Origin of the sequence: Geodermatophilus telluris (assembly GCF_900102745.1) — a bacterium.
Taxonomy (GTDB): domain Bacteria; phylum Actinomycetota; class Actinomycetes; order Mycobacteriales; family Geodermatophilaceae; genus Geodermatophilus; species Geodermatophilus telluris.
In genome coordinates, this window is record NZ_FMZF01000005.1 from 57,650 (window position 1) to 79,972 (window position 22,323).

Below are 22,323 nucleotides of genomic sequence, written 5' to 3' on the forward strand. Positions count from 1 at the left end.
GCGTTCGACCGTCGTGCCAGACTGCGCAGGTGGCTGGCGGGATGCACCGGGGCAGGTCGCGGCCGTCGCTGGGCGAGCGGGCCGCCGACTCCGGCGTCCGCCCGCCGCCCGCACCGCCGCTCTCGACGTCGCCCACGCCGGACCCACCCCCGCGGCAGGACGGGGCCGGCCGGCACTGCTGGGTGCACGCCCCGCCCGGCGCCCCGGGCACCGTGCCGGGGCTGCTGGTCGAGTGGCGCCAGCGGCCCGAGGGCTGGCAGGGCCGCGTCGCTTACGCCGTCCCCGGGCCGCACGGGCCGGTGCTCGTCGAGGCCTGGCTCCCCGCGGGCTCCCTCCAGCAGCGCTGACGGGTTTCCCCCGCGGCGGGGCGGCTATGGGCTCCGGTGGACAACCGACCCCGGAGGGACCGCGATGACCACCCCACCCGACCGCCCCACCCTCGACGACGTCATGGACACCGAGGAGTCGGCGCCGAGGACGCGCCAGGAGCACGGCAAGAGCGACCCGCGCCCGAACGACGAGGCGCTGCAGCACCGCACCGAGCAGGAGCGGCAGGCCGTCGGCTCCGACGACGCCGACCCGGCCGGCGCGGAGTTCCACGCCGCCACCGAGTAGGGACCCTCCTGCCCCCCACGCCTCGCTCCGCTCGGCGCGGGGCCTGCAGGAGGGCCGTTCCAGCACGTCGATGGGGGCACCGGGCCGCGGGTCCGGTGCCCCCGCCGGCCCTCAGCGAGCCTGCAGGCTGCGGCTGCGGCCGAGCAGCAGCGCGAGCACCAGCGCCCCGCCGACGCCGGTGCCGGCGACGGCGGCCGCGCCCGGCCACCCGGCGTCCGCCCACGCCCGGCCGGCCACGGTGCCGCCCACCGAGGAGCCGACGTAGTACCAGAACGAGTACAGCGAGGCGGCCTGCCCGACCGGCCGCTCCCCCAGCGCCGCCCGGGCCGCCACCCACCCGCTGGCCACGCCGTGCGCGGCGAAGAAGCCCACGGTGAGCACCGCCAGCCCCGCGACGAACAGCGCGAGGGGCTCGGCGAGGGTGAGCAGCAGCCCGGCCGCGGTGAGCACGATCCCCGCCGGGACGACGACCCGCCGGCCCACCCGCTCGGCCAGCCCGCCGGCCAGCGGGGAGCTCACCGAGCCGAGCAGGTAGCTGAGGAAGACCAGCCCGGCCAGCGCCGGCGACAGGCCGTACGGCGGCGCCTCGAGCCGGAAGGTGCCGGCGTTGTAGACGGCGACGAAGCCGCCCATGAGCAGCGCGGCGAGCCCGTAGAGGCCGAGCAGCACCGGGTCGCCGAACCCGCGGGCCAGCTGCTGCAGCACCGGCGTCCCGCGCGGCACCGGGACGAAGCGGCGGGAGGCCGGCAGCAGCACCCAGACCGCGGCCGTGCACGCCACCGCCAGCCCCGCGGTCGCCCCGAGCGCGGCCCGCCAGCCCCCCAGGTCGGCCAGCGCCCCGGCCAGCAGGCGGCCGCTGAGCCCGCCGATCGCGGTGCCGCCGACGAACAGCCCGATGGCCCGCGAGCTCACCGAGGCGTCGAGCTCCTCGCGCAGGTAGGCCACGCCCACGGCGGGCAGCCCGGCCAGCGCGAAGCCCTGCAGCGCCCGCAGCACCAGCAGCGGCTCCCAGGCCGGCACCAGCGCCAGGAGCACCGCCAGCACGGTGGCCGCGACCAGCGCCGCCCGCAGGACGGCGGTGCGGCCCACCCGGTCCGACAGCGGCCCGAGCACCAGCAGCCCCACGGCCAGCCCCGCCGTCGCACCGGAGACCGACAGCGTGGCCGCGGCCGGGGTGACCTCGAACGCCCGGGTCAGCTCGGGCAGCAGGGCCTGCGGCGCGTAGAGGACGGCGAAGACGGCCAGCCCGGCCAGGAAGACCGCCGTCGACGCGCGGCGCAGCCCCGGCTCGCCCGCGCGGTGCCCCCGCGGCAGCGGGCCCGCGCCGCTCAGGGCCGGGGTCGACGGTCGGGGCGCGCCACGCGGTCATCGTGCCCTGCTGCTGGGATGGGCCGGTGACCCGCCTGCAGCCCGCCGACGTCGCCTGCTGGGTGGTGAAGACCGCGCGGCCGCCGTCGGCCGTCGTCCCCGGGTGGCGCCCCGGCGAGGAGCGGACGCTCACCCGCTGCCTGTTCCGGTCCTACCGCGTCGGGCTGGTCGCGCCCGGTAGCCCGTGCCTGCTCTGGCTCTCCGGCCGCGACCGCCCGGGCGTGCACGCCACCGGGGTGGTCGCGGGCGAGGTCGGCGAGGACGAGCGCGGGCCGCTGGTGCCCGTCCGGCTGACCCTGCTGCCGGTGCCGGTGCCGCGCGCCGACCTGCTGGCCGACCCCGCCGTCGCCGGCGCCGAGGTGCTGCGGGTGCCCGCCGGCAGCAACCCCTCCTACCTGACCCCGACCCAGTACGCCGCGCTCCTCGCCCACCTCCCCTGACCGCCTCCCGCGCGCGGACCGCGGCCCCGGCGCGGCTGGGACCATGGGGTGCGTGCCGATGAGACGGATCGCCGGGGGCGCCCTCGCCTGGCTGCTGACCCTGCAGTTCTTCGTCGTCGAGACGGTCGTGCAGCTGCGCGCCGGGCTGCCCTACTCGCGGTCGGCCGACGTCGTCAGCGCGCTCGGCGACGTCACCTGGCCCGGGCACGCGCTGATGAACGCCTCCTTCGTCGTGCAAGCCGGCCTGATCGGCGGCGGCGCGGTGGCGCTGCTGCCGGCGCTGCGCGGCCGGGCGGCCCGCCCCGCGGTGGCGCTGCTGGGCGCGGCCGCGCTCGGGGTGCTGCTGGTCGGCGTCTTCCCGCGGCTGACCTCGCCGGCCCTGCACACCGCCGGCGCCGTCCTGTACCTGGTCGCCGGCGCGGCCGGGCTGATCGCGCTCGCCTACGCCGTCCGCCCGTGGTCGGAGGCGCTGGGGACGACGCTGGCGCTGCTGGGCCTGCTCGGCGCCGCGGCGACGGTCTTCTACGGCGCCGGGGTGGTCGAGCTGCTCGGGGCGGGCGGCACCGAGCGGGTCGCGGCCTACGTGGTCCCGATCGGCCTGGCGCTGACCGGTCCCGTGCTGTGGCGGCTCACCGGCACCCGCGCCGAGCCCGCCACCGGGGGGCCCACCCGGCGCCAGCTGCGCGCCGCCGAGCGCGAGCGGGAGCGGGCGGCGCGGGCGCGCCGCGAGGCCGAGCGCGACGACGCCCTGCAGGCCCTGGCCCGCCGGGGCGAGGCCGGCCCGCAGGACGACCTCCACGACGACCCGGCCGACGACCTGGATCCCGACGACCCCTGGGCCGGCCCCCGCCGCCGCTGAACCGGTCGCGGGTGCCCGGTCCCCCCGCCACGATGGGCGCATGACCGGACCCACGATGGAGGAGCTCTCCGCCGACGAGTGCTCCCGGCTGCTGGCCACCCAGGAGATCGGCCGGCTGGCCGTCAACGCCGAGCACCACCCGCTGGTGTTCCCGGTCACCTACGCGCTGGACGGGACGACGATCGTCATCCGCACCGCGCCGGGCACCAAGCTGGCCGCCGCCGACCACGCCAACGTCACCTTCGAGGTCGACGAGATCGACCGGCGCACCCGCAGCGGGTGGAGCGTGCTCGTCCGCGGCGTCGCCGAGGAGGTCGGCGCCGGGCACCGCGCCGAGCTGGTGGCCCGCACCGAGGCCACCGGCGTGCAGCCCTGGGCGCCGGGCGAGCACGGCCGCTGGCTGCGACTGATCCCGACGTCGGTGACCGGACGGCGGATCGTCCCGGGCGAGCTGCCGCCGGCCGTGGACCCGCGCGCCTACCTCTGAGGAAGGACCCCCGTGCCCCCCACCGCTCGCCCGCTCGCGGCGTGCCCCTGCACGGGCGCCGCTGCAGCCGCTCCTGACGGGGCGGGCGTGGCCGGGGGGCGCGCCCGCCCGCGGCTGCGGGCCAGCGCCACCCCGGCCAGGCACACGGCGCCCCCGGCCACGGCCAGCGCGGGCGGCACCTCGTCGAGCAGCAGCCACGACAGCAGCACCACCAGCGGCGGCACCAGGTAGGTGGTCACGCCCAGGCGCCCCGCCGGGACCCGCGCCAGCGCGTACGCCCACGTGCTGAAGGCCAGCGCGGTGGGCACCACGCCGAGGTACACCGTGCCCAGCACCGACGACGCCGGGGCGACGGCGAGCTCGGCGGCCAGCGCGCCCGACCACGGCAGGCAGCACGCCGCCCCGACCGCGCAGGCCGTGACCGTCACCTGCAGGGGCGGCAGCCGGCGCAGCACCGGCTTCTGCGCGACGACGCCCACGGCGTAGGTCACCGCGGCGAGCAGGCACAGGACGACGCCGAGCAGGTCGGTGCCGCCGTCGCGCCCGGCGACGCCGATGAGCAGCACCCCGGCGAAGGCGACGGTCAGCCCGGCCACCAGCCGCCCCGGGAAGCCCTCGCCGAGCACCAGGCCGGCGAGCACGGCGATCAGGATCGGACCGGTGTTGACCAGCATCGCCGTCGTCCCGGCGTCGAGGTGCCGCTCGGCGGCGTTGAGCGCGACGTTGTAGACGCCGAACCAGGCCACCCCGCACAGCACCAGCAGTCCCCACTCGCGCCGCGTCGGGGCCACCCAGCCGCGCCGCAGGGACAGCAGCGCGAGCACCGCCGTCCCGACCAGCAGGCGGCCCAGCGCCAGCGCACCGGGCGAGAGGTCCTCCCCGACCGCGCGGATGCCGATGAACGCCGAGGCCCAGGCGAGCACCGTGACGACGACGGCGGCCAGCACGGCCGCGGCGGGGGAACGGGTCACACCCGGACCCTAGGGACCGCCGGCGGCCGGGGGCTGGCGGTTCCCGGACGTGGCAGCCCCGCCGCGGAGAACGGCAGGGACGGCGCGGTCGCTCAGCCGTGCAGGTGCTGGCCGCGCAGGTGCTCGGCGTAGGTGCGCCGGCCCCGGGCGGCTCCCGGCGAGGGCAGCACGCCGCCCTCGCGGAAGGCGGCGCTGAGCCGGCCCGGCAGCGGGGTGGACACCACGTGCACGTTGGGCTCCCGCGCGGCCACCCACAGCCGGGCCAGGTCGGCCGCCGACAGCGCCTCGGGACCGCCGAACTCCACGACGTCGCCCAGCGGCGGCCCGGCGACGACCTCGGTGAGGAAGCCGGCGGCCTCGGCGACGTCGACCGGGGCGGCCTGCCAGCCCATCGGCACCGGCAGCACCGGCCCGCGGCGAGCGGTGGCCAGCAGCTCGTCGACGAACGGGTGGAACTGGGTGATCCGGGCCAGCGTCACCGGCAGCCCGGAGGCCAGCAGCACCTGCTCGGCGGCGAACTTGGCGCGGTAGTAGCCGAAGGGCACCCGGTCGACGCCGACGATCGAGACGTAGACGAGGTGCCGCAGCCGGTCGCGGTCGACCGCCTGCACCAGCCGCCGGGTGCCCGCGACGTCGACCTGCCACGGGTCGCCGCGCGGGTCGCTGGCCGCGTGCACGACCAGCTCCGACCCGCCGACCGCCGCCGCCAGGTCGCGCCCGGTGGCGAGGTCACCGCGGACCCCGCCCGGACCCGTCCCCCGGCGTGACATCTGCCGCACCTCGTGCCCGGCTGCCTGCAGCGCGGGGACCAGGACGCGACCGAGCTGACCGCTGCCTCCGGTGACCAGTACCTGCACGCCCGACAGTGTGGCCGGACCGGTCCCTCCCGTTCCACCGGCGCGCCCCGGCGGGCGTGTCCCGCACGCGCGATACCGTGGCCCCCCGTGACGTCGACCGACCCGACCCTCCGCACGCCGACGGCCGATGCCCCTCCTCCCCTGGCCCCGGGCACGACCCGCCGGATCGGCCTGCTGGTCCGCGACGCGCGCCGGCACCGCGGGCTGACGCAGCAGCAGCTCGCCGAGCGGCTGGGCACCGACCAGACCGACGTCGCCCGCATCGAGCAGGGCGGCCAGAACCTGACCCTCGAGCTGCTCGGCCGGCTCTCCGACGCCCTCGACAGCGAGCTGCTCGGCGTGGGCGCGTCCGGCCCGACCCACCTGCGGGTGACCGGCGGGACGCCGCTGCGCGGCAGCGTCACGGTGAAGTCGTCGAAGAACGCCGCGGTCGCGCTGCTGTGCGCCTCGCTGCTCAACCGCGGCCGGACGACGCTGCGCAACGTGGCCCGCATCGTCGAGGTGGACCGCATCCTCGACGTGCTGCGCTCGATCGGCGTCTCGGCCACCTGGGACGGCACCGGCCGCGACCTGACCCTCGTCGTCCCCGACGACCTCGACCTCGACGGCATCGACGCCGACGCCGCCCGCCGGACCCGCAGCATCATCATGTTCCTCGGCCCGCTGCTGCACCGGGCCCGGACCTTCCGGCTGCCCTACGCCGGCGGCTGCGACCTCGGGACCCGCACCGTCGAGCCGCACATGATCGCGCTGCGCCCCTTCGGCCTGGCCGTCGAGGCGCACGCCGGCGAGTACCACGCCGCCGTCGAGCCCCGGCCCGGCTCGCGGCGCACGATCGTGCTGACCGAGCGCGGCGACACCGTCACCGAGAACGCGCTGCTGGCCGCCGCCCGCACCGACGGCACCACGGTCATCCGCAACGCCAGCTCCAACTACATGGTCCAGGACCTGTGCCTGTACCTGCAGCTGCTCGGCGTCGGCGTCGAGGGCCTCGGGACGACGACGCTGACCGTGCACGGCCGGCCGGTGCTCGACGCCGACGTCGACTACACGATCAGCGAGGACCCGGTCGAGGCGATGAGCCTGCTCACCGCGGGCATCGTCACCGGCTCGGAGCTGACCGTGCGCCGCGCTCCCATCGAGTTCCTCGAGATCGAGCTGGCGGTGCTCGCCGAGATGGGGCTGCAGTACGCGCTCTCACCGGAGTACCGGGCCGACAACGGGCACACCCGGCTGGCCGACGTCACGATCTCGCCCTCGCAGCTCAAGGCGCCCATCGACAAGATCCACCCGATGCCGTTCCCGGGCCTCAACATCGACCACCTGCCGTTCTTCGCGGTGATCGCGGCCTCGGCCACCGGCTCGACGCTCATCCACGACTGGGTCTACGACAACCGCGCGATCCACCTGTCCGACCTCACCCGCCTGGGCGCCGACGTCCGGCTGATGGACCCGCACCGCGTGCTCGTCACCGGCCCGACCCGGTGGCGCAGCGCCGAGGTGGTCTGCCCGCCGGCGCTGCGGCCGGCCGTCTGCATCCTGCTGGCGATGCTCGCCGCGCGCGGGACCTCGGTGCTGCGCAACGTCGACATCATCGCGCGGGGCTACGAGCACCTCTACGAGCGGCTGGTCGAGATCGGCGCCTCCATCGAGGTCTTCTCCGACTGACCCTTGCCCCGCTTTGGCTAATGGCGCTAGCTTTACGGCTACTGGTACTAGCCGAAGCTGAGGGGTGGGCACGATGACGCAGCACCTGGACCGTCCCGGCGGCCGGATCGCCTTCGACGTCGAGGGCGAAGGGCCGCTCGTCGTCTGCGTCCCCGGGATGGGCGACCTCCGGCAGGGCTACCGGCACCTGGCGCCGGGGCTGGTGGCCGGCGGCTACCGCGTCGCGACGGTCGACCTGCGCGGGCACGGCGACTCCGACGCGACCTTCCCCGCCTACGACGTCCCCGCGTCGGTCGACGACCTCCGGGCACTGATCGGGACGCTCGGCGGCCCCGCGGTGGTGGTGGGCACCTCGATGGGCGCCAGCGTGGCCGCCCTGCTGGCCGCGGAGAGCCCCGACGCGGTCGGCGGGCTGGTCCTCGCCGGGCCGTTCCTCCGCGACGGGGACGCCCCGGCCTGGCAGCGGGCCCTCCTCCGGCTGGCCACCGCGCGCCCCTGGGCGGCGGCCGTCTGGCGGGCATGGCTGCCCCGGCTCTACGCCGGGCACGTCCCCGCCGACCAGGACGGGTACCTGGCGAGCGTGGGGGCCGCCCTGCGCCGGCCGGGGCGCGCCGCGGCCTTCTCCCGGACGACGCGCGCCTCGCACGCCGCCACCGAGGCGCGGCTGGGCGACGTCCGCGCGCCGGCCCTGGTCGTCGTGGGTGCCCGGGACCCCGACTGGCCCGACCCGGCCGCCGAGGCCGCGTGGGCCGCGTCGGCGCTGGGCGGCGAGGCCGAGGTGCTGCTCGTCGAGGACGCCGGCCACTACCCCGCCGCGCAGCGGCCCGACGTCCTCCTCCCCGCCGTCCTGGAGCGGCTGGGGCGCTGGACCGCCCGTGCCTAGGGCGGGCCTGTCGCGCGACGCCGTGGTCGCCGAGGCGCTGCGGGTGGCCGACGAGGTGGGGCTGGACCGGCTGACCCTGGCCGCGGTGGCGCAGCGGTGCGGCGTGCGGCTGCCCAGCCTCTACAAGCACGTCGCGGGGCTGCCCGCGCTGCACGCGCACGCCGCGGCGGCGGCCGAGCGGGAGCTGGCCGCCGAGCTGTCCGCCGCCACCGTCGGCCGCGCCGGGGAGGACGCGCTGCTCGCCCTCGCCGAGGCCTACCGCGGGTACGCCCGCCGCCGTCCGGGGGCCTACGCCGCCACGCTGCGGGCGCCCGCCGGGGAGGGGGACACCTCCGCCGGTGCCGCCGACCACCGCGCCGCCGCGCACGAGGTCATGGGTGTGGTGCTGTCGGCGCTCGCCGGCTTCGGGCTCTCCGGCGAGGACGCCGTCGACGCCGTCCGCGGGCTGCGGTCGCTGCTGCACGGCTTCGCCGCCCTCGAGGCGGCCGGGGGGTTCGCCCTCCCGCAGGACCTCGACCGCAGCTACCGGCGGCTGGTGCGCAGCCACGGGGAGGTGCTGCGGTCCTGGTCGAGCGCGCCCGGCCCGGCGCCGGACCCCGTGCGATGACCAGGTGATCTGATCGCGGCGCGTCCTACCTGACCGCGGAGCGTCCTACCTGACCGCGGAGCGTCCTACCCGACCGTGGGACGTCGGGTCGGACACTCGACGATCAGGTCACCTGATCGTCGCCGCCCTCCCGCGGCAGCTCGACGCCGAAGCCGAAGAGGGCCAGGCGCAGCAGCACCGGGCCCCCGCGGCGCAGGTCGGCCACCCGCGCGGCGCTGACCTCCTCCAGCTGCGCCACCCGCCGCGCGTGCTCCTCCGGACCGACCAGCCGCGCCTCGTGCAGCGCCACCGTGTTGGCCCACACCCGCCGCCGCGACTCCCGCAGCAGCACGCGCGCCGCCGTCCGGTTGGCCCCGGCCATCACCCGGTCGACGACGGTGCGCCGGGAGCCCGCCGCCTGCAGCGCCACGTCCTCGTGCGCCACCCGCCCGGCCAGGACGGCGTCGATGCGCTCGTGGTCGCGGCGGCGGCGCTCGAGCACCGCGGGGTCGGCGAAGTCGGCCGGGGGGACCACCCGCACCAGCGACTGCGGCAGGTCGAAGTTGATGTGCGCGTTCATGCCGAGCAGCACGTGCCCCTCGGGCCGGGTGCGCGGGTCGGTGCCGAACGCCGCGCGCCACGGCGCGGGCGGGGACGCCGGGTCGCGGCGGTGCGCCTCCAGCGCGTCGAGGTAGAACTCGGCGAAGTCGACGTCCCAGGCGGTCACCCAGTCCGGGTCCTCGAAGAGCCCGCCGTCGATGGCGGCGTCCACCGCCTCGGTGGTGCGCAGGTAGGTGCCGAGGAAGAACCGGCCCGGGTCGCCGTCGGCCTCCAGCTCCTCGAGCAGCGCCCGCATCCGGCCGACGAGCTCCTCCACCGGTGCGGTCACCCGACCGATGCTGCCCGAGCGCGGGCACGTCCGCGCCCGGGGCCGCTCAGGCCAGCGCGTCGTACCCGTCGTCGGGCGGCAGCAGGCCGGAGTCCACGGGCGGCCGGTGCGGCTGGTCCAGCCCGCGCATCCGGGCCGCGTGCAGCGCCAGCAGCAGGTTCAGCCGCAGCGTCGGGTCGGTGGTGAAGGGCCCGAGCAGCCGCTCCAGCTTGCCGATCCGGTAGCGCATCGTGTTGTAGTGGAAGTGCAGCCGGCGCGCGGACTCCGCGACGTTGAGGTTGGTCTCCAGCAGCACCCGCAGCGTCTCGCGCAGGTCGGCCGAGTCGGGGTCGGAGGCGTCGGCGAGCGAGCCGAGCACCTCGTCGACGTAGGACCGCAGCTCGGTGGAGTCCGGGATGAGCGAGAGCAGCCGGAAGACGCCGAGCTGGTCGAAGTGGGTGACCGCCGTCGGGCCGTGGATCTCCTGGCCGACGCCGAGGGCCCGCTGCGCCTGCTGGTGCGCCTCGCCCAGCGCCGACAGCGACAGCGCGGGGCGGCCGATCCCGGTGGCCAGCACCCGGCCCACCCGGCGCACCCGCGCGTTGACCCGCGAGGTGACGGCGGTGACCAGCGCGGTGATGTCCTCCGGCGTCCGCTCGTCCAGCGGCAGCACGGTGACGATCTCCGTGGACAGCCCCGCCACCGCCGCGCCGGACACCTCCGACTCCAGCGCCGCCCGCCAGCCGTCGGCCAGCCGGTCGAGGACGTCGAGGGCGCGGGTGGGGTCGGCCTGCGGGTCGGCGGCGGTCTCGGTGGCGGTCACCAGGACGGCGACCGGCCCGTCGAGCCGCCAGCCGAACGAGCGGGTCTGCGCCAGCGCCCGCTCGGTGTGCCGCAGCGACCCGGCGACCAGCCGGCGCACCAGGTCGCCCTGGAAGCGCAGCTCGACCGAGTGCACGGCCTGCTGGCGGATCACCGACAGCGCCGAGACGACGGCGGCCCGCTCCAGCACCCCGCCGGCGCCGACCACCATCTGCCCGCTGCGGTGCACCGCGACCAGCCAGCCGTGCCGCTGGTCGCCGGCCATGATCGGGGCGACGGCGTACTCCCCCACCCCGCCGGGCAGCTCGTGGTGGCCCGGGACGAGCAGGATGCCGTCGGCCGGGGACAGGTCGGCGTCGGCCAGCACGTCGGCCGGGGTGACGACGGTCTGGTCGGCGCGCACGCCCGAGACCCGGCTGGACGGCGCCATCATGGCCAGCTCGTCCTCGGCCTCGGCGTCGAGCAGCCACAGCCAGTCGCTGATCTCGGCGACGTCGTCGGGCGGCCCCGCGCTGGTGACGATCTCCCGGTCGGGACCCAGGCCGAGCACCGCCGCGCCCTCCAGGAAGGTGGCCAGCTGCTCGGTGACCTCGGCCAGCCCGCCGCCGGAGAGCGCGACGTCGATGAACTGGTCGTGCATGCGGGCCGAGAGCACGAGGGCCTCGCCCTGCTTGCGCACGACCGCGCCGAGGACCTCCGAGACCGCCTCGTCGAGCCGGACGGTGGCCGGCAGCGCGACGACCGGCAGCGCCCGCCGGTCGGCCTCGGCCAGCACCTCGGCGGGCAGCGGCGGCGGGCCCTCGGTGCGCCGGTAGGCCAGCGCCGCGGTGCCCAGGTGGTCGAGGCGCTCCACCAGCGCCCGGCAGTCGGCGGGGTCGGCCGGGGGCAGCCGCGCGCCCAGGACGACCACGACGTCGGGCCCGGCGGCGGCCAGCGGGGCGGTGGGGTCGTCGACGACCATGTGCCGGACCGTCCGCTCCAACCCGGCCCGGCCCGCGACCACCTCGGCGCCGGCCAGGCGGGGCAGGCGCAGGGCCTCGTCCACCCGCAGGCCCACCCGGTCCCGCCAGCCGGAGCGGTCGTCCCGGGCCGGCCCCGAGCGCCCGCCGCCGGCCTGCTGGCGGCCGCGGGGGAACGACAGCGGCGCCGTCGGGTACGACCCTGAGGCCATGTAGGCCTCACCCTGAGTCACGACTCGCCCTCCTCGTCGGCCGCCCGATGTCTCCAGTTGCAGGAACCTGGCATGTGTGCCTGGACGGCCGCCCCCATTCTTGGCCACATTCGCCATACGAGGACGTGCGACGCGCCGCTTAGCTTCGAGACCCGGTCCGTTCCGTCCGCTGGATGGTAGGCGGTCGCCGCACCCGGCGCCCCGCCCGCTCCCGGTGGAGGGACCGGACCGGTCGGGGGCCCTGAGCGGAGGGTCGCCCCCGACCTGACGGCGAAGGGCCAGCCATGCGCACCATCGACCACTCCTCTCCCGGCTCGGGGGCCGGCGTCGGGGGCCGTGCCGCCCGCGCCGGGGTCCCCACGATCCCCCTCCCCCGTGCGGCCCAGGACGCGGTGCGCTCGGGCGCGCCCGTCCGGACGCCGTCGGCGGTGCCGGCGTCGGCCAGCACGGGGGTCGCCGACCTCCTCCGCGGCCCGGTCCGCCACGCACGCGTGCTGATGAGCGCGCCGGCCGCGGTGTACCTGCAGGTGCCCACCGAGCGCGGGGGCGACGTCGTGGGCGTGCTCACCAGCGACGCGGCCCGGCTGCCGCTGGGCTGCGTGCTCTTCCGGCCCAGCAACGGCCGCCCGCTGGTCGCCCTGCCCAGCGGCGCGCCCGCCGAGGTGGGCGGGGGCCGGATCGTCGTCGGCGACCTCGTCGTCCGCGCGGCGGCCTGGTGGGACCCGCGGCCGCGGCTGCCCAGCCCGCGCCCGGCGCTGCTGCCCGAGGGGGTGCGCCAGCTGCGCAACACCCTCTACGGCGAGGGCGTCCCGCACAGCGCGTTCACCCTGCCCGGCCTGCCCGGGGGGCCGGGCGGCCCGCTGGCCGCGCTGCGCGGCGCCGTCCGCCGGGCCGACCTCGACGCCGCGCTGCGCACCGCGGTGCGGCTGGTGGGCCTGGGCCCCGGCCTGACCCCCGCCGGTGACGACGTCATGGCCGGCACGATGGCCGGGCTGGTGCTGCTCGGGCACCCCGCCGCCGAGCGGTTCGCCGCCGGGGTGCACGCCCTGGCCGCCGGGCGCACCACCGAGCTGTCCCGGGCGCTGCTGCGGCACGCCGCGGCCGGGCGGGTCAGCGGCGAGTACGCGGCGGTGCTGGCCGGGCTGGTCGGCGAGCGCCCGCTGGGCCCGGCGATCGAGGGCCTGCTGGCCACCGGCTCCACCAGCGGCCGGGCCATGGCGCTGGGCCTGTGCACCGCGATCGACCTGGTCGACCGCACCCTGCGGGTGCGCTGACCGCACCCGGCTCCGCACCCCGCACCGCAGCGGCCCCCTCCCGGCACCCGGGAGGGGGCCGCTGCCGTCCGCAGCGGGTCGGTCGGGCAGCCGGGTCAGTCGGGCAGCTCGTCGCCGACGCCGACCGGCCCGGGCAGCAGCGGGCCGAGCGCGTCCCACTGCGCGGTCCGGCAGGCGTCGGTGCGCGAGAGCGCGAGGTCGACGGCGGCGCCGTGCCAGGTGCCGGTCACCCGGGCGGTCTGCGGGCCGCCGTAGACCTCGGCGCAGGCCCGGCCGGGCGGCAGCGGCGCGAACGGGTCGTCGAGGCCGGCGAGGTGCGCGCAGGCCCCGGCCGCGTCGGGGTGGTCACCCCCCGGGACGTCGCCGCAGGTGAGCGTGTACCGCTCCACCGGGCTGCCGTCCCCGCGGTCGACCTCCACGACGAGCCGGTCGGCGGGGCCGTCCGGCGTCCCCGGTGCCGCCGCCCCGCTCCCCCGCCCCGCGCACCCGGCCAGCGCCAGCAGCACGACGGCCAGCACCACGGTGCGCACGGCTAGAGCCGGCAGGCGTGGATGCTGGTGACCAGGATGGCGCGGGCGCCGAGCTCCCACAGCTCGTCCATGACCCGGTTGGTGTCGCTCTGGCGGACCATCGCCCGCACCGCCGACCAGCCCTCGGTCTGCAGCGGGCTGACCGTCGGCCCCTCGAGGCCCGGCGTCAGCGCGGTCGCCCGGGCGAGCAGCTCGTTGGGGCAGTCGTAGTCGAGCAGCACGTACTGCCGGGCCACCAGGACGCCGCGCAGCCGCCGCCGCAGCTGGGCGACGGCGGGGATCTCCTCGGCGCCCTCGCGGCGGACGAGCACCGCCTCGCTGCTAAGCACCGGCTCGCCGATGATCCGCAGGCCCGCGGCGCGCAGCGTCGTGCCGGTCTCGACGACGTCGCAGACGGCGTCGGCCACGCCGAGCCGGCAGGCGGTCTCCACCGCGCCGTCGAGCTTGACCACGCCGGCCTTGACGCCCGACTCCTGGAGGAAGCGCTGCAGCAGCACCGGGTAGGCGGTGGCGATCCGCTTGCCGGCCAGCTGCTCGACCGAGTCGATCGCCGACTCCACCGGGCTGGCGAAGCGGAAGGAGGACCGGCCGAAGCCCAGCGACATGACCTCGACGGCGGTCGGGCCCTCCCCGTCGGCCGGGGCGGTCTCGAGCATCATGTCGCGGCCGGTGATGCCGACGTCGAGCGTGCCCGAGGCGACGTAGACGGCGATGTCGCGCGGCCGCAGGTAGAAGAACTCGGTGTCGCTGTCGGGGTCGTAGACGGCGAGGTCCTTGGTGCTGCGGCGCTGCCGGTAGCCGCTCTCGGCCAGCATCGCCGCCGCGGGCTCGCTCAGGGCGCCCTTGTTCGGGACGGCCACACGCAGCACGGTCTCTCCTTCGGGGAGCGGTTCGGCCCCGTCCGGAGGCTCCCCCCGAGCGTGCGAGGGGTGAGCAGGACGGGGTCCTTCTTCAGAGGTGGGTGTAGACGTCGTCGAGCGTCAGCCCGCGGGCGAGCATGAGGACCTGCACCCGGTAGAGCAGCTGGCTGATCTCCTCCGCCGTCCGCTCGGGGCCCTCGTGCTCGGCGGCCATCCACGACTCGGCGGCTTCCTCGACCACCTTCTTGCCGGCGGCGTGCACGCCGTCGCGGACGGCGGTCACGGTGCCCGACGCGGGGTCGCCGGTCGCGACCTTGCCCGAGAGCTCCGCGAACAGCTCGTCGAAGGTCTTCACGCGCGGGCCTCCCCGGCCACCGGCACGGCCTGGAAGCCGGTGGCGCGCGGCGGGGTGCGCAGCGCGCGGAGGGTCAGCGCCGTGGCCAGCGCGGCGACGGCGGCCTCCCAGCCCTTGTCCTCCGCCGACCCGGGCAGCCCCGCGCGGTCGCGCGCCTGCTCCTCGGTGTCGCAGGTGAGCACGCCGTTGCCGACCGGCCGGCCGGCGTCGAGCGCGACCCGCGTCAGCCCGGCGGTCACGGCGTCGCAGACGTACTCGAAGTGCGGGGTGCCGCCGCGGATCACCACGCCGAGCGCGACGACGGCGTCGTGCCGCTCGGCCAGCGCCTGGGCGACCACCGGCAGCTCCACCGCGCCCGGCGCCCGGACGACGGTCGGCTCGGGGACCCCGCTGGCCCGGGCGGCGGCGAGCGCCCGCTCGAGCAGCGCGTCGGTGATCTCGGCGTGCCAGGTGGTGGCCACGATGCCCAGCGACAGGCCCGCGGCGTCGACCGCGCCGGCCTCCGGCCGTCCGGTGCCGCTCACAGCTGCTGCTCCGTCTGCCGCAGGGGGACGTCGGTGCCCGGCACGGTGGCCGCGGTGGGGACGTCGGCGGGTCCGGACTCGGTCTCGGGCTCGATGATGTCGAGCAGGTGGCCCATCCGGTCGCGCTTGGTGCGCAGGTAGGCCAGGTTCTCGGCGGTGACGTGGCTGGGCAGCGGCACCCGGCCGGTCACCTTGAGGCCGTAGCCCTCCAGGCCGGCGCGCTTGGCCGGGTTGTTGGTCAGCAGCCGCATGGTGTGCACGCCGAGGTCGACGAGGATCTGCGCGCCGGTGCCGTAGTCGCGGGCGTCGGCGGGCAGGCCGAGGTCGAGGTTGGCGTCGACGGTGTCCACGCCGGCGTCCTGCAGCTGGTAGGCCTGCAGCTTGTGCAGCAGGCCGATGCCCCGGCCCTCGTGCCCGCGGATGTAGAGCACGATGCCGCGGCCCTCGTGCGCGACGGCGGCCAGCGCCGCCTGCAGCTGGGGGCCGCAGTCGCAGCGCAGCGAGCCGAAGACGTCGCCGGTGAGGCACTCGGAGTGCACGCGCACCAGCACGTCCTCGCCGTCGCCGATGTCGCCGTAGACGAAGGCGACGTGCTCCCGCTCGTCGTAGGAGCTGCGGTAGCCGACCGCGGTGAAGGTGCCCGGCGCCAGCGGCACGGTGGCCTCGGCGACCCGCTCGACCAGCTTGTCGAACCGCTTGCGGTAGGCGATGAGGTCGGCGATGGAGATCAGGCACAGGTCGTGCTCGTCGGCGAAGACGCGCAGCTCCTCGGCGCGGGCCATGCCGGTGGGGTCCTTCTCGCTGACCAGCTCGCACAGCGTGCCGGAGGGGCGCAGGCCCGCGAGGACGGCGAGGTCGACGGCGGCCTCGGTGTGGCCGGGCCGGCGCAGCACGCCGCCGTCCTTGGCGCGCAGCGGCACGATGTGGCCGGGGCGGGCGAGGTCGGCCGAGGAGGTCTGCGCGTCGGCGAGCAGCCGGATGGTGTGCGCGCGGTCGCTGGCCGAGATGCCGGTGGTGATCCCCTCGCGGGCGTCGACGGTCACCGTGTAGGCGGTGCCGCGGCGGTCCTGGTTGACCCGGAACATCGGCGGCAGGTCGAGGCGGTCGGCGTCGGCCTCGGTGACCGACACGCAGATGTAGCCCGAGGTGTAGCGGACCATGAACGCCACCAGCTCGGGGGTGGCCAGCTCGGAGGCGAAGATCAGGTCGCCCTCGTTCTCCCGGTCCTCGTCGTCGATGACGACGACGGGCCGGCCGGCCTTGACCGCCGCGATGGCGCTCTCGACCGAGTCGAGGCGCACGGGGCCGGTCACGACCGCGCTCCGAGCAGGCGTTCCACGTACTTGGCGATCACGTCGACCTCCAGGTTGACCGGGTCCCCCGGGGCGCGCCGGCCCAGCGTGGTCTCGCGCAGGGTCGTGGGGATGAGGCTGACCTCGAACCAGGGCTCGGGGTCGTCGGCGGCGCTCAGCGCGCTGACGGTGAGCGAGACGCCGTCGACGGTGATCGAGCCCTTCTCGACGACGTAGCGGGCCAGCTCCGGCGGGAGCGCCACCCGGACGACCTCCCAGTGCTCGGCCGGGGTGCGCGAGAGCACCGTGCCGACACCGTCGACGTGGCCCTGCACGACGTGCCCGCCGAGCCGCCCGCCCGCGGCCACGGCCCGCTCCAGGTTGACCGGGTCGCCGGCGGCCAGCGCGCCGAGGCTGCTGCGGCGCAGCGTCTCGCCCATCACGTCGGTGGTCCACTCCTGCCCGTCGCTGGCGGTCACGGTCAGGCAGACGCCGTTGACCGAGATCGAGTCGCCGAGGTGCACGTCCTCGAGCACGCGGTCGGCGCGGATGCGCAGGACCGCGGCGTCGCCGGCGTCCTCGCGCGCGGCGAGGGAGCCGACCTCCTCGACGATGCCGGTGAACACCTCAGCCCCTCCCGTCCGCGTGCCCTCGGCCCCCAGTGTGACGGGTGGGCCGCAGGCGGATCTGCACGTCCCCGCCCAGCAGGGTCACGTCCCGCACCTCGAGGGCAAGCGCGCCGGCGATCGTCGGGATTCCCAGGTCCCCCACCAGCGAGGGACCGGCGCCGAGCAGCTTGGGGGCCAGGTGGACGACGGCCTCGTCGACGAGCCCCTCGCGCAGGAAGGCCGCGGCCAGCGTCGGGCCGCCCTCGAGCAGCACCCGGCGCACGTCCCGGTCGAACAGCTCGGCCAGCAGCTCCGCCGGGCTCCCGGCCCGGCTGACGTGGGTGGGGGCGGCGTCGTCCAGGACCCGGGCGCCGGCCGGCAGGCGGCCGCGGCGGTCGTGCACCACCCGCAGCGGCTGGCGGGCGGCGTCACGGCCCTCGGCGTCACGGACGGTGAGCTGCGGGTCGTCGGTGAGGACGGTGCCGGACCCGACGAGCACGGCGTCGCAGGTGGCGCGCAGCCGGTGGACGGCGGCGCGCGCGGTCTCCCCGGTGATCCAGCGGCTGGTGCCGTCGGCGGCGGCGACCCGCCCGTCGAGGGTGGCGCCGACCTTCCAGACCACCTGCGGGCGCTGCTCGCGGACGCCGGTCAGCCAGGCCGCCAGCGCGCCCTCCTCGGCGGCCCGCTGCTCGACGCCGACCTCGACGTCCACCCCGGCGGCCCGCAGCCGCCCGGCGCCGCCGACGGCCAGCCGCGTGGGCTCGGGCACCGCGACGACGACCCGCGCCACGCCGGCGGCGAGCAGCGCGTCGGCGCACGGGCCGGTGCGGCCGGTGTGCGCGCAGGGCTCGAGGGTGACGACGGCGGTGCCACCGCGGGCCCGCTCGCCGGCCTGCGCCAGGGCGTGCACCTCCGCGTGCGGCCCGCCGGGCGGGGAGGTGGCGCCCTCCCCCACCACGGCGCCGTCGGCGTCGAGGACCACGGCGCCGACGGCGGGGTTCGGGCTGGTGGTGCCGAGGACGCTCTCACCGAGCGCCCGGGCCCGGCTCATCGCCGCCTGTTCCTGGGGCGTCACCCGGCGGCCGCCGCCGTGGCCCGCGCGCGCAGCGCGGCGATGGCGCGGGCGGGGTCGTCGGCGCCGTAGACGGCGGAGCCCGCGACGAAGACGTCGGCGCCGGCCGCGGCGGCCTGCTCGATGGTGTCGGCGTTGACGCCGCCGTCGACCTCGACCAGCACGGTGAGGTGGCCGGCGTCGACCAGCTCCCGAGCCCGGCGCACCTTGGGCAGCACCTCGGCGATGAACGCCTGGCCGCCGAAGCCGGGCTCCACGGTCATCACCAGCAGGGTGTCGAAGTCGCGCAGGACGTCCTCGTAGTCCTCCAGCGGCGTCCCCGGCTTGACCGCGAGCCCCGCCAGCGCCCCGGCGGCGCGGATGTCGCGGGCGACGTCGCGGGGGTCGCCGGTGCAGGCCTCGGCGTGCACGGTGACGTTGCGGGCGCCGATCTCGGCGTACCCGGGCGCCCACCGCTCGGGCGCCTCGATCATCAGGTGGCAGTCCAGCGGGACCGGGCTGACCGCCTCGATGGCCTCGACGACGGGCAGGCCGAGGGTCAGGTTGGGCACGAAGTGGGCGTCCATGACGTCGACGTGCAGCCAGTCGGCGTCGGCCACCCGGGCCACCTCGTCGGCCAGCCGGGCGAAGTCCGCCGAGAGCAGGCTGGGGGCGATCATCGGGGCGCGGGGCACGTCTGCCGAGTCTAGGTGCGGGGTGCGGACGGCCCGTCCGTCCGGGTCAGTCGCGGTCGGGCAGCGCCACCCACTCGGCCCAGGTCAGGTCGCGGCCGACGTACCTCGGGGCGCGCAGCGGCCACTCCCGTGCCAGCCAGCGCGGCACGAAGTCGTCCAGGGCCGCCTCGACCTCGGTGCCGACCAGCCGGTCGACCACCCACCAGGAGACCTCGGCGTCGGCGTCCCCGGCCTTCTCCGGCGGGTCGACGTAGACGCAGCCGAGCAGCTCGGTCTCGTCCTCGTCGACCAGCGCGTAGTTGAAGCTCTCGTGCGCCTCGATCTCGTGCTCGTGGCGGGCGAGGTCCTCGCGGTCCTGCTCCTCGGTCATGGTCGCCGGCGGCCAGCCCCACGCCTCGCCGTAGACCGCCCACAGCCGCTCGCGGGAGCCCATGACGGCCGGGAGGTCGATCGGGGTGTCGGCCGCGCGGATCGGGCGCAGGTGCTGCCCGGTGGGCAGGTCGGCGCGCAGCGGGTGGGCGAAGTCGTCGGGCAGCCAGGGCACGACGGGGCAGGCTAGGCGACGGCCGCGGGGTGCGCGAGGTCCGGCGCCGGCCGCACCCCGGCGCCCCGTGTCGACCTGGGGTCGCCTCCCGACGGGTGAGACCGCACCAGGTCGACACCGCGCGGCGTCGTCGGTCGACTCAGCGGGTGCGGCCGAGCAGGGCCAGGAACATCGCGTCGGTGCCGTGCCGGTGCGGCCACAGCTGCCCGTAGGCCCCGCGCTCCACCCCGGGCACGCCGTCGAGCAGCGGCGCCACGGGCAGCACCTCGACGTCGTCGCGGGCGGCCGCGGCGTCGGCGACCGCGACGGTCTCGGCGGTGTGCGGGGAACAGGTCACGTACGCGACCACGCCGCCCGGCCGCACCGAGGCCAGCGCCGCGTCGAGCAGCGCCGTCTGCAGCTCCACCAGCGGGCCGACGTCCTCCGGTCCCCGCCGCCAGCGCACCTCGGGACGGCGGCGCAGCGCCCCCAACCCGGTGCACGGCGCGTCGAGGAGCACGCGGTCGAAGGAACCGGGCGCCCACGGGGGCTCGCGGCCGTCGGCGACCAGCACCTCGACGTCGTCCTCGCCGGCCAGCGCGCCGCGGACCAGCTCGGCGCGGTGCGGCGCCCGGTCGGCGGCGGTCAGGTGCACCCCGGCCGGGCGGACGGCGGCCAGCAGCCCGGCCTTGCCGCCGGGGCCGGCGCACACGTCCAGCCAGCGGGCGTCGGGTCCCTCCAGCGGTGCCCGGGTGAGCAGCAGCGCGGCGAGCTGGCTGCCCTCGTCCTGCACCGCGGCCGCACCGGAGCGCACCGACGGCAGCCGCCCGGGGTCTCCCCCGCCGAGGCGCACCGCGTACGGCGACCACGGCCCGGGCGTCCCGCCGGACTCCGCGGCCAGCGCCTCGCGGTCCACGTGCCGGGCGACCAGGTGCACCTCGGGGGCGGCGTCGTCGGCGAGCAGCGCGGCCTCGAGCTCGGCATCCCCGCCCAGGGCGTCGCGCCAGGCGGCCACGATCCACCCGGGGTGGTCGGTGGCCAGCGCCAGCCGCCGGTCGCCGCCCGCGCCGAGCCGCTCGAGCCACGCGGCGCGGTCGCCGCCGGCGGCCACCTTGCGCAGCACCGCGTTGGCCAGGCCCGAGGCGCCGGGCCCCACGATGGCGCGGACGAGGTCGACGGTGGTGGCCACGGCGGCGTGCGCGGGCACCCGCAGGTCGAGCAGCTGGTAGGCGCCCAGCCGCAGCAGGTCCAGCAGCCGGCGGTCGAGGTCGGCCAGCGGCCGGTCGACCAGCGTGGCAAGGACGGCGTCGAGGGTGCCCTGCGCGCGCAGCGCCCCGTAGGCCAGCTGGGTGGCGAAGGCGGCGTCGCGCGGCTCGAGGTCGCGCTCGCGCAGCAGCTGGGGCAGCAGCAGGTTGGCGTAGGCCTCGCGCGCGGAGACGCCGTCGAGGACGTCGTAGGCCGTGAGCCGGGCGCCGTCGAGGGGTGCCCGCCGCGGGCGCCGCTCGGGGCGGCGGCCGGACGGGCGCCGGGGCGGGCGGCTCACGCGCCCAGCCGCTCGCCGGGCGCCGGGCGCGCGCCGCGGGCCCAGTCCGCCGCCGGCAGCAGGCGCTTGCCCGCCGGCTGCACGTCGCCGAGGCGCACCGCGCCGCGGCCGGTGCCGACGACGACCCCGCCGGGGCCCGCGGCGACCTCCCCCGGCGCGAGTTCCGGGGCCTCCGGCAGCGGCTGCACCGGGCCCACCCGCAGCCGGTCGCCGCGCCAGGTCGTCCACGCGCCCGGGGCGGGCGTCACCCCGCGCACCCGCCGGTCGACGACGTGCGCCGGCAGCGCCCAGTCCACCCGGGCGTCGGCGGTCTCGATGCGCGGCGCCAGGCTGACCCCCTCGGCCGGCTGGGGCTGCGGGACGAGCTCGCCGGCCGCGATGCCGTCGAGGGTGGCCACCAGCAGCCGGGCGCCGCTGACGGCGAGCCGGCCGAGCAGGTCGCCGGCGGTGTCGCGCGGGCCGATCGGCTCGGTGACCACGCCGAACACCGGCCCGGTGTCCAGGCCCTGCTCGAGCCGGAACGTGCAGGCGCCGGTCACCTCGTCGCCGGCCATGACCGCGTGCTGCACGGGGGCGGCGCCGCGCCAGGCCGGCAGCAGCGAGAAGTGCAGGTTGACCCAACCGTGCGCGGGGACGTCCAGCGCGGCGGGCGGCACCAGCGCGCCGTAGGCGACCACGGGCGCGCAGTCGACGGCGAGGTCGGCGAGCTGTGCGAGGAACTCCGGCTCGCGCGGCGAGCGGGGCTGCAGCACGGGCAGGCCGGCGGCGTCGGCGCGCTCGGCCACCGGGGAGCGGCTGGCCGTGCGGCCGCGGCCGGAGCGGGCGTCGGGCCGGGTGAGCACGGCGGCCACCTCGTGGCCGGAGGCCAGCAGGGCCTCCAGCGAGGGGACGGCGGCCTCCGGCGTCCCGGCGAACAGGAGCCTCAGTGGGGGCTCACCTCCACGCGCGGGACCCAGGCGGCCATGCCGGTCCACTCGGCCTCGGCCAGCGCGGCGAGCGCGGCGGCGCGCGCCTCGGGGTCGAGCCGGTCGACGAACAGCACGCCGTCGAGGTGGTCGACCTCGTGCTGGACCGCGCGGGCCAGCAGGTGCGAGCCCTCGACCCGCACCGGGTCGCCGTGCTGGTCCCAGCCGGTGGCGACGACGTGCAGGTGGCGGCGGCAGTCGAAGCGGTAGCCGGGGATGGACAGGCAGCCCTCGGGCGCCTCCTCGGTCTCCTCGCCGACCAGGTCGACCGACGGGTTGACGAGGTGGCCGACCTCGCCGTCGACGTACCAGGTGAACACCCGCAGGCCGACGCCGAGCTGCGGTGCGGCGAGGCCGGCGCCCCCGGCGGCGTGCATGGTCTCGGTCAGGTCGGCCACCAGCCCGCGCAGCTCGGCGTCGAAGTCGACGACCGGCGCGGCGGGCCGGTGCAGGACGGGGTCGCCCAGCAGCCGGATGGGGGTCACGCTCACCCGCCGATCGTAGGCGG

The 22,323-nt window shown here is 77.6% G+C and carries 26 protein-coding genes; 9 read left to right on the forward strand and 17 right to left on the reverse strand.

Annotated elements, in window-relative coordinates; all coding sequences use genetic code 11:
• The first annotated feature begins 41 nt into the window (after window positions 1–41).
• Both BLQ97_RS16145 and BLQ97_RS16150 read left to right on the forward strand, forming a co-directional pair.
• Entirely contained in the window at window positions 42–347 is a 306-nt protein-coding gene (locus BLQ97_RS16145; RefSeq protein WP_091367061.1) for a hypothetical protein, read from the forward strand.
• Between the two features lie 64 nt (window positions 348–411).
• On the forward strand, window positions 412–615 hold the full coding sequence (locus tag BLQ97_RS16150) for a hypothetical protein (RefSeq protein WP_091367062.1): 204 nt from the start codon (window positions 412–414) through the stop codon (window positions 613–615).
• 111 nt (window positions 616–726) lie between these two features.
• Here BLQ97_RS16150 and BLQ97_RS16155 read toward each other — a convergent pair whose 3' ends face one another.
• Window positions 727–1,947, reverse strand: coding sequence for an MFS transporter (locus BLQ97_RS16155; RefSeq protein WP_342670515.1), 1,221 nt, complete (start codon window positions 1,945–1,947; stop codon window positions 727–729).
• A 62-nt stretch (window positions 1,948–2,009) separates the two neighbouring features.
• On the opposite strand from BLQ97_RS16155, the gene BLQ97_RS16160 reads away from it, so the two are divergent.
• The 3 genes from BLQ97_RS16160 to BLQ97_RS16170 are packed head-to-tail and all read left to right on the forward strand — an operon-like array spanning window position 2,010 to window position 3,769.
• Complete coding sequence (locus BLQ97_RS16160; RefSeq protein ID WP_091367064.1) at window positions 2,010–2,423, forward strand: hypothetical protein; 414 nt, start codon at window positions 2,010–2,012, stop codon at window positions 2,421–2,423.
• 58 nt (window positions 2,424–2,481) lie between these two features.
• On the forward strand, window positions 2,482–3,282 hold the full coding sequence (locus BLQ97_RS16165; RefSeq protein WP_175471800.1) for a DUF998 domain-containing protein: 801 nt from the start codon (window positions 2,482–2,484) through the stop codon (window positions 3,280–3,282).
• Between the two features lie 40 nt (window positions 3,283–3,322).
• Window positions 3,323–3,769: a pyridoxamine 5'-phosphate oxidase family protein gene (locus BLQ97_RS16170; RefSeq protein ID WP_091367066.1), complete on the forward strand. Its 447-nt coding sequence runs from the start codon at window positions 3,323–3,325 to the stop codon at window positions 3,767–3,769.
• On the opposite strand, the gene BLQ97_RS16175 is transcribed toward BLQ97_RS16170, so the two are convergent.
• Both BLQ97_RS16175 and BLQ97_RS16180 read right to left on the reverse strand, forming a co-directional pair.
• Window positions 3,760–4,740 carry a DMT family transporter gene (locus BLQ97_RS16175; RefSeq protein WP_091367067.1) on the reverse strand — a complete coding sequence of 327 codons (981 nt, stop codon included), beginning with the start codon at window positions 4,738–4,740 and terminating at the stop codon, window positions 3,760–3,762. The genes BLQ97_RS16170 and BLQ97_RS16175 overlap by 10 nt on opposite strands.
• A gap of 92 nt (window positions 4,741–4,832) precedes the next feature.
• On the reverse strand, window positions 4,833–5,597 hold the full coding sequence (locus BLQ97_RS16180; RefSeq protein ID WP_091367068.1) for an SDR family oxidoreductase: 765 nt from the start codon (window positions 5,595–5,597) through the stop codon (window positions 4,833–4,835).
• 87 nt (window positions 5,598–5,684) lie between these two features.
• On the opposite strand from BLQ97_RS16180, the gene BLQ97_RS16185 reads away from it, so the two are divergent.
• From BLQ97_RS16185 to BLQ97_RS16195, 3 genes are all read left to right on the forward strand, one after another.
• The gene (locus tag BLQ97_RS16185) at window positions 5,685–7,265 is read left to right on the forward strand and encodes a UDP-N-acetylglucosamine 1-carboxyvinyltransferase (protein ID WP_245692285.1); all 1,581 of its coding nucleotides are present in this window, start codon (window positions 5,685–5,687) and stop codon (window positions 7,263–7,265) included.
• Window positions 7,266–7,338: 73 nt separating this feature from the next.
• Complete coding sequence (locus tag BLQ97_RS16190; RefSeq protein ID WP_091367348.1) at window positions 7,339–8,148, forward strand: alpha/beta fold hydrolase; 810 nt, start codon at window positions 7,339–7,341, stop codon at window positions 8,146–8,148.
• On the forward strand, window positions 8,141–8,755 hold the full coding sequence (locus tag BLQ97_RS16195) for a TetR/AcrR family transcriptional regulator (RefSeq protein ID WP_091367069.1): 615 nt from the start codon (window positions 8,141–8,143) through the stop codon (window positions 8,753–8,755). The genes BLQ97_RS16190 and BLQ97_RS16195 overlap by 8 nt, the downstream gene beginning before the upstream one ends.
• A gap of 103 nt (window positions 8,756–8,858) precedes the next feature.
• Here BLQ97_RS16195 and BLQ97_RS16200 read toward each other — a convergent pair whose 3' ends face one another.
• Together BLQ97_RS16200 and BLQ97_RS16205 are read right to left on the reverse strand one after the other, a co-directional pair.
• The gene (locus BLQ97_RS16200; RefSeq protein ID WP_091367070.1) at window positions 8,859–9,623 is read right to left on the reverse strand and encodes a DUF5995 family protein; all 765 of its coding nucleotides are present in this window, start codon (window positions 9,621–9,623) and stop codon (window positions 8,859–8,861) included.
• A gap of 46 nt (window positions 9,624–9,669) precedes the next feature.
• Window positions 9,670–11,616 (reverse strand): PucR family transcriptional regulator, encoded by a 1,947-nt coding sequence (locus tag BLQ97_RS16205; RefSeq protein ID WP_245692287.1) that lies wholly within the window; start codon window positions 11,614–11,616, stop codon window positions 9,670–9,672.
• Window positions 11,617–12,092: 476 nt separating this feature from the next.
• Between BLQ97_RS16205 and BLQ97_RS16210 the strand changes: the two genes are divergently transcribed.
• Window positions 12,093–12,869, forward strand: a complete 777-nt coding sequence (locus BLQ97_RS16210; RefSeq protein ID WP_245692289.1) for an oxamate carbamoyltransferase subunit AllH family protein — start codon at window positions 12,093–12,095, stop codon at window positions 12,867–12,869.
• A 95-nt stretch (window positions 12,870–12,964) separates the two neighbouring features.
• Here BLQ97_RS16210 and BLQ97_RS16215 read toward each other — a convergent pair whose 3' ends face one another.
• The 12 genes from BLQ97_RS16215 to def all read right to left on the reverse strand — a co-directional run bounded on the left by BLQ97_RS16215 (window position 12,965) and on the right by def (window position 22,306).
• Window positions 12,965–13,399: an SSI family serine proteinase inhibitor gene (locus tag BLQ97_RS16215; RefSeq protein ID WP_091367073.1), complete on the reverse strand. Its 435-nt coding sequence runs from the start codon at window positions 13,397–13,399 to the stop codon at window positions 12,965–12,967.
• 2 nt (window positions 13,400–13,401) lie between these two features.
• A complete protein-coding gene (gene hisG / locus BLQ97_RS16220; protein ID WP_091367074.1) occupies window positions 13,402–14,268 on the reverse strand; it encodes an ATP phosphoribosyltransferase in 867 nt (288 codons plus the stop codon).
• Window positions 14,269–14,350: 82 nt separating this feature from the next.
• Window positions 14,351–14,614, reverse strand: coding sequence for a phosphoribosyl-ATP diphosphatase (locus BLQ97_RS16225; RefSeq protein ID WP_091367075.1), 264 nt, complete (start codon window positions 14,612–14,614; stop codon window positions 14,351–14,353).
• Window positions 14,611–15,138 (reverse strand): 6,7-dimethyl-8-ribityllumazine synthase, encoded by a 528-nt coding sequence (gene ribH / locus BLQ97_RS16230; RefSeq protein WP_091367076.1) that lies wholly within the window; start codon window positions 15,136–15,138, stop codon window positions 14,611–14,613. The genes BLQ97_RS16225 and ribH overlap by 4 nt, the downstream gene beginning before the upstream one ends.
• Complete coding sequence (locus BLQ97_RS16235) at window positions 15,135–16,451, reverse strand: bifunctional 3,4-dihydroxy-2-butanone-4-phosphate synthase/GTP cyclohydrolase II (protein WP_091367077.1); 1,317 nt, start codon at window positions 16,449–16,451, stop codon at window positions 15,135–15,137. Before BLQ97_RS16235 ends, ribH begins: the two co-directional genes overlap by 4 nt.
• Window positions 16,448–17,056: a riboflavin synthase gene (locus BLQ97_RS16240; RefSeq protein ID WP_091367078.1), complete on the reverse strand. Its 609-nt coding sequence runs from the start codon at window positions 17,054–17,056 to the stop codon at window positions 16,448–16,450. Before BLQ97_RS16240 ends, BLQ97_RS16235 begins: the two co-directional genes overlap by 4 nt.
• Window position 17,057: 1 nt before the next feature.
• Window positions 17,058–18,113 carry a bifunctional diaminohydroxyphosphoribosylaminopyrimidine deaminase/5-amino-6-(5-phosphoribosylamino)uracil reductase RibD gene (gene ribD / locus BLQ97_RS16245; protein WP_342670511.1) on the reverse strand — a complete coding sequence of 352 codons (1,056 nt, stop codon included), beginning with the start codon at window positions 18,111–18,113 and terminating at the stop codon, window positions 17,058–17,060.
• Window positions 18,110–18,784, reverse strand: coding sequence for a ribulose-phosphate 3-epimerase (gene rpe / locus BLQ97_RS16250; protein WP_245692291.1), 675 nt, complete (start codon window positions 18,782–18,784; stop codon window positions 18,110–18,112). Before rpe ends, ribD begins: the two co-directional genes overlap by 4 nt.
• A gap of 46 nt (window positions 18,785–18,830) precedes the next feature.
• Entirely contained in the window at window positions 18,831–19,328 is a 498-nt protein-coding gene (locus BLQ97_RS16255; RefSeq protein ID WP_091367081.1) for a GNAT family N-acetyltransferase, read from the reverse strand.
• Between the two features lie 139 nt (window positions 19,329–19,467).
• Window positions 19,468–20,850 carry an RsmB/NOP family class I SAM-dependent RNA methyltransferase gene (locus tag BLQ97_RS16260; protein WP_091367082.1) on the reverse strand — a complete coding sequence of 461 codons (1,383 nt, stop codon included), beginning with the start codon at window positions 20,848–20,850 and terminating at the stop codon, window positions 19,468–19,470.
• Window positions 20,847–21,824 carry a methionyl-tRNA formyltransferase gene (fmt, locus tag BLQ97_RS16265; RefSeq protein ID WP_245692293.1) on the reverse strand — a complete coding sequence of 326 codons (978 nt, stop codon included), beginning with the start codon at window positions 21,822–21,824 and terminating at the stop codon, window positions 20,847–20,849. The genes BLQ97_RS16260 and fmt overlap by 4 nt, the downstream gene beginning before the upstream one ends.
• The gene (gene def / locus BLQ97_RS16270; RefSeq protein WP_091367083.1) at window positions 21,773–22,306 is read right to left on the reverse strand and encodes a peptide deformylase; all 534 of its coding nucleotides are present in this window, start codon (window positions 22,304–22,306) and stop codon (window positions 21,773–21,775) included. The genes fmt and def overlap by 52 nt, the downstream gene beginning before the upstream one ends.
• Window positions 22,307–22,323: the final 17 nt, after the last annotated feature.